Here is an 8,424-nt window from a genome sequence, read left to right on the forward strand (position 1 = left end):
AGCCGTCATTCATGTCGAAAAAAGTACTGATCATCTATGCCCATCCCGAGCCTTCGTCGCTGACGCGGCAACTGGTGGATGTGTCTGTTGAATGCCTGACTGCGCAAGGGCACGAGGTCCTGCAATCCGACCTATACGCCATGGGCTGGAAAGCGACGTTCGACGAGCACGACTTTCCCGAGCGGGCCAACCTTCAGCGGCTGTCGTTCGGCGCAGAGTCCGCCCACGCCTATCGTCATAGCCGCCAAAGCCCTGACGTGGCGGCAGAGCAAGAGAAGGTGTTAGCGGCAGATGCTGTCATCTTCCAGTTTCCACTGTGGTGGTACGGCATGCCGGCCATCATGAAGGGATGGATAGATCGCGTTTGGGCAGCCGGACTCGCCCACGGTTACAAGGACGCGGGCAACGCCTATCGCTATGGTGACGGTGCCTTCAAGGGAAAGCGGGCCATGTTGTCAGTCGCTGTCGGCGGCCCCGCTGCAGACTACTCACCACGCGGTATCAACGGCCCACTTGAGCAGTTGCTGTTCCCGATCACGCACGGCTCGCTCTACTTCCCGGGATTTGATGTGCTACCTACGTTCGCCATATATGGCACTGGCAACTTGACCGCCACAGGTGCTATCGCAGCCAAAGAGGCTTGGCGCAGACGTCTTGAGGATTTGTTCACAGACACGGCAATACCTTTCCGGCCCCAAAACGGAGGGGACTACACCCCCAGTAACGAACTTAAACCGCATGTGGCCGTCGGCCAGACCGGCATAATGGCGCACGTTGCCAACGGCACAACAGCCCAGCGGCAGCAGCTGGAAACGGAGGAGGTGTCATGAAAACCTTCGTGATTTTGACTCGCCGTGCTGATGGACCGGCCGAGGAATTCAAGCGACTGGCGAAGCCGGAGGTATTGCACGTTTGGCAAGGCTTCGCTGACGGTATTGTTCGCGCAGTCCATGGGCTGGCCGCGGGTCCCGGTGCAGCGTTCGAATTAGAGTCCGCCACCTTCGAAGAGGCTCGTGAGTACATCGAGGCGCTGCCTTACGTCAAAGAGAATCTGCTACACGTGCAATATTGCGCGCTCAAGCCATTCTCGGACTACGAGAAACTCGTTTCCTCTTAATTAACGATCAGCGGAGATTAGTGTTCAACCCCGCTTGAACAGCGATGCATGCTGCAGCAAGATTTGCTCGCAGCATGGCCGCTTTTGGCCGAAAGCAGTCTGTCATGAGCGGCTGCTTTCGGCCAAAAGCCGCCAGCCGCGACTGTCCAGAGTGTGTAAAAAAGCTTTGCCAAAATTGAAGTGTGCGCTTCTACGTTAAATCTGAAATTTATCGGTAGGTGAACTGATACAGATTCTGCGTAGGGACGCGATTTCAAGGTCGCTTTTAGATGCCTATCCCGCCGAAAATCGTTTTTACACACTCTGGTCCGCTTTGGGCCACCTCGGCCGGTCAAGGGCGCCCAACATACTGGGCGAGTCCGATGCAATCGCCTGATCAAGTTCGTGCAATCACTCATAAACGAGCGAGAATTTGATAGCAGAGATGCCATTTGGCCTTGTTCAGGGCTGTCGGCGCTTCCGTAGGCATCGAGCGCGTCGTGGTGGAGCCCAGACTGAGCGGCAGGAACGAACAGGTTATGAGATGTGGCGTCCTAGACGCCTAGTCCAGCGTCAACGCTAACGCCGGTGACGAATCTCTCTTTCATGAAGCCTGATTATGTGTAGCCAATGATTCTATCAAACCGCTTTGCCAGGTGCTGCGATCTGGGACACGATAGCGGGAACACAAGCCGCTGCACGGCCAATAAGGGACATTTCAAGAGGGCTCTCGAGGGGTGTTTCCGTTGTGTTGATGTGCACTACGCGCGCGCCTGATTTGAGCGCAATTCTCGGGATCTCTGCGGCTGGGAATACCACGCCTGACGTGCCGATAGACAACAGCACATCGCAGCCCTGCGCTGCCTCAACCGCCCGCTTCCAAACAGCAATAGGCAAGTCCTCCCCAAACCACACTACCCCAGGTCTTAGCTTCCCGTTACAACGCGGGCAGCGGGGCGGCTCTACACTTAAGCCATCGCTGAAAAACTGTTGATCAAAAGACACAGACGCTGGAATTCGGTGACAAGCAAAGCATTTAGGTACGGCGAGCGCACCATGCAAATGAATCACTCCGGTCGACCCTGCACGTTCATGCAGGTCGTCGATGTTTTGAGTGACTACGGTGACTTCGCGGCCGCTTTGGGCCAGTTGTACAACGGCAAGATGGGCAGCGTTTGGACTGGCTTGAGCGACCTGGGCTCTTCGCCACAGGTACCACCCCCACACCAGTGCGGCGTCTTTCCGGAAAGCATTCGCTGTCTCAAGCTTTTCGGGATCGTATTGGGCCCAGATGCCGGTCAGTGGATCTCGAAAAGTGGGGATTCCACTGTCGGCAGAAATGCCGGCGCCGGTAAACACCACGATGCGCTTTGCTCCAGCTACAAGCTCAGCGACGGCTTCGATTGTGCTGGCCATCTTCCCTCCAACGTTGTAACCCTTGCCGCCTTAACGGTAATACACTGCAAGCGCGCCGTTGATCCGTTCAATGCGGGTGACGGGTTGAACGAGTGCAGGCGTCTTTACCCCGATAGCGTTCAGGCCCATCGCGTTGATCAAATGGGCGTAACCCACTAGATTTCCCATTTTTCCCCTGGCTTTGGTTAGATTTTCTTAACCGACCAAAGATTTTCTTAAAATATGCGCCGAACGCTAAGAAAATATTAACCGAAAATGGCTGCGCAACCACTATTTTGGGGCTTTCCGCTTTTCGGCGGTAAGCGTCCCGCAATCACACCTTGCTGCATTCCGCGTTCTGGAGGACCTGGGCTTGAACGGTTTGGGACTTGAACGGTTTGGGATAAGAGCTACGTTGGCGCATGGAAATCCTAGCGATAAGGGTGATCTCGTTCGCTTAAAAATACGCAAACACCATCGCCCTTAATGCTGGAGTTCGGTAGGTGGCTTGGCCGGACGGTTGCTTTTCCGCTGCGTAACGAGCCCGTAAACAAACAATTCGAGCGTCTAAGTACCCACTGTCGGATCTGGTTTTCGCATCATTTATTGTCAATGGGACAGGTCCCGACGTCAAGATAAGGTGTATTGCCCGGACGGTTACAAATGTACGGTCCAGCTCCAGATCCGCACAAAAAGCCATCTGCTGAACGTTCCGGATAGAGCGGCGATTTCAAGACTGCCCCAGGTCTTACGGCTGGTTATGACATGAGCCATACTGCATACCAGGCTGCGATTCGACATAGAATCGCAGCTCACTCACTTGCTTGATCGCTAGAGTGCTTCCTGTTCGACAATAAACCCTGCCTCAAACAGCTCCTCACCCAGACTTGGCCAGCCGGCCGACTCGGCAAAATGTTTCATTCGGGTCAATGTTCGTTTCGACGCCGACTTTCTCATCTCCGCAGGAACATTGTCGGGGGCCATGGCATGGGGTCTCAGCGAATGACCAGCGGCCGCTGACGCTTTGGCCAATACAGACGCGATCCGAAAGCCACCTTCGTCAACGTCCCCCCAATGAAAGACAGGCGTGCCGGGAGCCACACCCGACAACAATCGCTGGTACATGGCTCTCCACGCCGGCGAGGGCATGCCGGCGGTATAGATCAGCAATGTGGGACGGTTGGAATGACGCTTGGCCTCGGAGTGGAAAGTGGTCAGGTTTTCAATAGTGAGCACAACCTCTACTGGACCTGAGATCGACTGAACAGCACTGGCGGGAAGACCTGTGTACGGCTCATCGAGCACGGCCGTTACCCGGCTTCGGACGATGGTCACGTTGCCCGCCATCAACACGGGTTGCTCCTCTTTGAAGAGTCCAAGCTCCTGCCATACTTCTGCCGGCGCTCTAGCCGCCGCTTCAATCGATCCTTGCAGCAGAACATCCAATTGAGCGGTGAGTTGCTCGATTCGTTTGCTGTTGCGAAGCAGACGAGCGCTGGTTTCGCGCACCGGCGACAGGGTGACATCCTGGACTTGCAAGCACTGACAGATGACGGTGATCGCCTCGATCCAGCTACTTGCGTCTGCCGGCCCCGAACCACGGACATTGGACATGCGCGCCCATTTCTCGATGACTTCCTCAAGCACGTCATACCCTGACAGATGGGGGGCCAGCAGCTCTCTGGCATCGGCCATGGTTTCTGAATGCGTCGTCTGCTTTAGAAATCGGGCAAGGACGGCAGTATCTATCAACTCAATTCGCTCGATGAGTCCATCCTCTGGATTGAGCTTGTCCCGTATGAAGCTGATAGCGCCGGCGTCCCGGGCGGCAAGGAACACTTCCTCGCACTGATGTTTATGGTGCCAGTTTCTAAGCGACCCGTAAGCCTTGAGTTTGGCTGCGGTCAGTGCAGGTGCATGCTGACGCACCCCCGCCTCTGATTTGTTACCCATCTTCAGCAGCTTCAGAAGAAGGTCCTGGGCAATCTGATTCGTCATAGGGCCGCCCCATCAGAGGAGAGCGAAGGGCCGTTCGACTGCGCCCTCATCGATAGCATTTCTTCTTCGATCAGCTCTGGATGGAATTCCCAGAGATCCTCACGGAATTGATCCCGCATCGCTTGGGTGACCTTCACCCGATCAACCTGCACGACGTGACGCACGGCATCCTTCTGAATCTCGAAGTAGCTGTCTAGAAAGGCATTGAGGATCCCGAGGTTTTCTCCCGGGCTTGCGAGCAAAACCTGCAGGCCAAGCTCCTGCAAATACTTCATTGTGGCTACGATGTTGGAGGTGTCCATTTTGTCGAATGCTTCATCTAGCATAATCAGCCGCAGGCCGTCATTGGTGCCATGATCCATGCGGTATGCGGACCACAGGCCAGCCCCGGCGATGACGTAAAGCGGAGCACGATGCTCACCCCCGGAACCTGAACCAATCCGATTGCTCAGGTGGCCAATAGTCTTTTCTGTGCCGTCCGGAGCGACCTGCTGAATGCGAATGTCGAATTCGTAGAATTCACGGTAGTCATCCAGCGGACTCTTCTCGCCCGAGTTGCCAGCAGCGGCCTTGTCCTTGAGCAATTCTTCAAACTGAGGGGGGATGCTACCAGCCTCCCCAAACAGCCCCCCGTCGACGCCGTAGTCCGCAACCTTCTTGATGAAGTCGAGCAGCGGTTTGAGCTGTGGTCGGACCTTGTACATGAACTGATATCGCTCACCGTTAGTGAACGGTGGCGTGCTGCTCAGTGCATCGTTCAGTCTGGCGAAGGTCTGGCGAAGGAACTCAAGGTTGGTGTTGAGCGCGATCGCAACATCCCGGCGAAACGTCTCCTGGGATGCTCGATAAGCATCTTCGGCCTGTACTTTATATTCAGGAAGCTCGGTGACTTCGAGCTTTTGCACATAGCTTTCGATCCAGCCCTTAGCAATGCGCCAGTCCTCCAGATCCTGTTGAGGCAGGGACTCGCGATGTTCCTGAAGGTAGGCCCACAACTGAATCTGCGCACCGCTCGCCAGCTTGGTTCCGTTTTGTTCGGCTGCTTGAGATTCTCGGTTGCAATGGGCAACCATCGCCTGTGGCGACTCGAAGCGCTCGATAAGCCGGCTCCATTCTGCAGATACGAAGTCGGCGTCGTAATCGATATGTTCACGGCACTGCTGCTTGAGCAGGATGCATTGCTCATGACGAAGCTTGCTGCTCGCATAGGCGGTCTCCAGACTCTCGATTTGCGATTCACTCTTCGTGGCAGCAGTGTATGCGCTTCGCTCGTCAGCCTTGAGTTGCTTCAGAGCAAGCTGGAGTGTCCCGATTCTTTCGCAGATATCGAGGTACTCAGCGTCTGCGATATTGGCCACCCGTTGATCTGCAAGCTCGCTCTGTCGAACGGCCTGCTCGTAAGCAGTGGCTCGGCTGAGAATCAAGCGGCTAGCGAATTCGCTACCGAACCCGCTGGTGAGATCCAGCGTGCCTTTGATGGCCGCCAGTTGATCCCGAATCTGCCTGAGATTGAGCGTGGCTGATGACAGCTCAGCCTTGAGCCGGTCGATCTGGCTCCGCGTGCCCGCGCCGATCCGCAGTTTTTCATTATCTAGTTTGAGGCGTTCGAAATCTCGCGGGCTGACGTACATGCCGTCCGTGGTCAGGGTCCTTTCGCCCTTAAGCGCATCGCCCGTTTCTTCGGCTCGCTTCAAGTTGCCGAGTTGGCCGCGCAAATAGCCGACGGCGATGGGGTTGCTGCCCTCGATCAGTTCGGCGACCAGGCCTTTCAGATTCATTGCGGCCGGTTTGACCTGGTTGCTACGAACGATCTTCACCCCGAAAGCCGTTCTGCGTCCCTTCAGCCCGCGATAAATCGCAAACGCCTGTTCTTCCTGATCTTCGGGCAGCAACAAGGCCTCGGTGTTCTTGGCCAAGTAGGCTTCGATCGCCGGTTGCCAACGTGGGTCTGTGATCTTGACCAGATCGCACACCGGGATCGGATTCAGCCCTTCATCACGCAGTTCTTCCAGCAGAATCTGAGCATAGTCGCTGAGGGGCGCTCGTCCTTCTTGCACCCGTGCCAATGAGCCCTCCAGCCCACGAACCCGGTCACCGAGATCGGACGCCTGATCTGAAAGGTCCTGATGAACGGCCTCCAGACTAGCCTTGACCCCTTGACCTATCGAAGCCATATCCTCCAAGGGCGCTCTCAGGGTCTCCACGCTGGTCAGCCCAGGGGTAGCGACCAATAGCCGGAAGCGCGCAGCAAGAGATAGAGTCGGATCCCGCAAATCTTCGAGATAAGGCGACTGAGCAGCGGTCTCCAGCGCCGTGCTGATCCTCTGGAGGTCTTCATCAAGTGCTTCGCCCCCTCTGGCCAACTGCCGTCGGGCATTCTCCTGACCCAACTGAGCCTCCGCATTTTCCTTGTGCGCCGCATGCAGTTGCTGACGGGTACTCAGGTGATGGAGTTCAGATTCTGACGCGGTCAGTGATTCGCTTAGGCGCTGACTGGCAGACTTTAGCTCGCTGGTGGTCTGCTTGGCCTTTTCAAGAACATCCTCGGCGCTTTCGCAAGCGAGTTGCGCCTCTTCATCTTGAGCGGTGGCTGCCAGGCCGCGCCACGACACCGCTCGGCGTAGCTTCGTCTGCGCGGCGAGATACTGGCCCGCGACCTTTCTGCCCTGGGCAATTTTCTTTTCAACATTTTCGATGAGCAGATTGAGGTGTTTGAAGGTGTCAACGATGGCCTTGAACTTCTTGATATTCGTTGGCTTGCTCTCCAGCACATCGTTACGGACAATGTAGTCGACCGACTTGTCGAACTTCATCCGCAGCGCGAAGCGAAATGCGCGGATGAAGGCATCATAAGATGGCTGTCCGTTTTTACCCCTCAACGCGAACAAGATCTGCTTGGTAAAGCTGGACGGGTCATCGTAGAAAGGGTCTTCCCCCAGAATCTTCGCGCGCTCCATCAAGCGGCTGCGAAAGCTCTTCCAGGGCAGGGGGCTGAAGTCTCCTTCGATCGATTGAAGGTGGTCGGCCATTGCCAACTCTATGCCGTTGACCACGTAACGACCCACAACCCGCGCCTCTTCACTTTCGAGTGAGGCCTCAATGCAAATACCGGTTGTGGTCGGTTCGTTCGTTTCGGTGTTTCTCCAGGTCAAGGTGATGTAGGTCGTGGAGTTGGGGCGTGCGCATTCGACGATCTCGTCGCCGTATTGCCCTAGGCAGTAGGAGCGCAGCGAGCGAGACATCTTGGCGCCGGAGGAGTCGGCTTGAGCGTTGAAGGCCATGTGATTCTTGTTGGCTCCGAACATCGCGATTTGCACGGCATCCAATGCCGAACTCTTCCCGCTGCCATTGGGACCGAAGATGCCGGTGGTTTCCTCCACCAGAAATTCTTCGCTTTCGTACAGCAGAAACTGCACCAGCTTTATGCTTTCAAGGCGCTTCATGCGATGTCCTCCTGGCTAAGCTGTTCGGTATTACTGACATCGCGCGGCAGTTCGGCGTCGCGGTCTTTGGCACTCCAAAGGGCAAGCTGCTGCAGAGCGGACTCTCCCAAAATGATTCGAATGGCGGGACGTATCGCGATGCCTCCGTCCTCGGCCTCGATGTGTAGCCCCGACAGATGGGTGTCACCCGCCTTCAGTCGACGAACAATTCCCCACCGTTTGGCTGTGTGGATCAGTGCCTCAAGCTCGCCTTTAGGCGGAAGCTCCCGATTGGTCATGAGGCGGTATTTTTCCTGCAGCTCAATGAAATCGCAGATGATCTCTCCACTGTCATCCGAGACTTGGCCAGCGCGCATGCCATCTTCTGAATCGCCTCGGGTTTCGTAGACACCTCTTTGCCTTAAACTGAGGCCAATTAGGAGGTGCCATGAGCAACCCACGTTATCCCGAAGAATTCAAAATCCAAGCGGTCAATCAAGTGACCGAAAAGAA

6 protein-coding genes and 1 pseudogene are annotated in these 8,424 nt (G+C 55.9%); 2 read left to right on the forward strand and 5 right to left on the reverse strand.

Annotated elements, in window-relative coordinates; all coding sequences use genetic code 11:
• Positions 1–11 precede the first annotated feature (11 nt).
• Complete coding sequence (locus JFT66_RS16975; RefSeq protein ID WP_198859697.1) at positions 12–830, forward strand: NAD(P)H-dependent oxidoreductase; 819 nt, start codon at positions 12–14, stop codon at positions 828–830.
• On the forward strand, positions 827–1,117 hold the full coding sequence (locus JFT66_RS16980) for a hypothetical protein (RefSeq protein ID WP_198859698.1): 291 nt from the start codon (positions 827–829) through the stop codon (positions 1,115–1,117). Before JFT66_RS16975 ends, JFT66_RS16980 begins: the two co-directional genes overlap by 4 nt.
• 618 nt (positions 1,118–1,735) lie before the next feature.
• On the opposite strand, the gene JFT66_RS16985 is transcribed toward JFT66_RS16980, so the two are convergent.
• The 5 genes and pseudogenes from JFT66_RS16985 to JFT66_RS17005 form a co-directional block, all read right to left on the reverse strand.
• Entirely contained in the window at positions 1,736–2,512 is a 777-nt protein-coding gene (locus JFT66_RS16985; RefSeq protein WP_198859699.1) for an SIR2 family NAD-dependent protein deacylase, read from the reverse strand.
• 499 nt (positions 2,513–3,011) lie between these two features.
• A pseudogene (locus JFT66_RS16990) lies at positions 3,012–3,135 on the reverse strand (IS66 family transposase); the annotation flags it as partial.
• A gap of 187 nt (positions 3,136–3,322) precedes the next feature.
• Positions 3,323–4,489, reverse strand: coding sequence for a Wadjet anti-phage system protein JetD domain-containing protein (locus JFT66_RS16995; RefSeq protein ID WP_046069650.1), 1,167 nt, complete (start codon positions 4,487–4,489; stop codon positions 3,323–3,325).
• On the reverse strand, positions 4,486–7,932 hold the full coding sequence (locus JFT66_RS17000; RefSeq protein WP_198859700.1) for an SbcC/MukB-like Walker B domain-containing protein: 3,447 nt from the start codon (positions 7,930–7,932) through the stop codon (positions 4,486–4,488). The genes JFT66_RS16995 and JFT66_RS17000 overlap by 4 nt, the downstream gene beginning before the upstream one ends.
• A complete protein-coding gene (locus JFT66_RS17005; protein WP_198859701.1) occupies positions 7,929–8,288 on the reverse strand; it encodes a hypothetical protein in 360 nt (119 codons plus the stop codon). The genes JFT66_RS17000 and JFT66_RS17005 overlap by 4 nt, the downstream gene beginning before the upstream one ends.
• Between the last annotated feature and the right edge of the window lie 136 nt (positions 8,289–8,424).

It is taken from the genome of Pseudomonas sp. MF6755 (assembly GCF_016405635.1).
Classification (GTDB): domain Bacteria; phylum Pseudomonadota; class Gammaproteobacteria; order Pseudomonadales; family Pseudomonadaceae; genus Aquipseudomonas; species Aquipseudomonas haemolytica.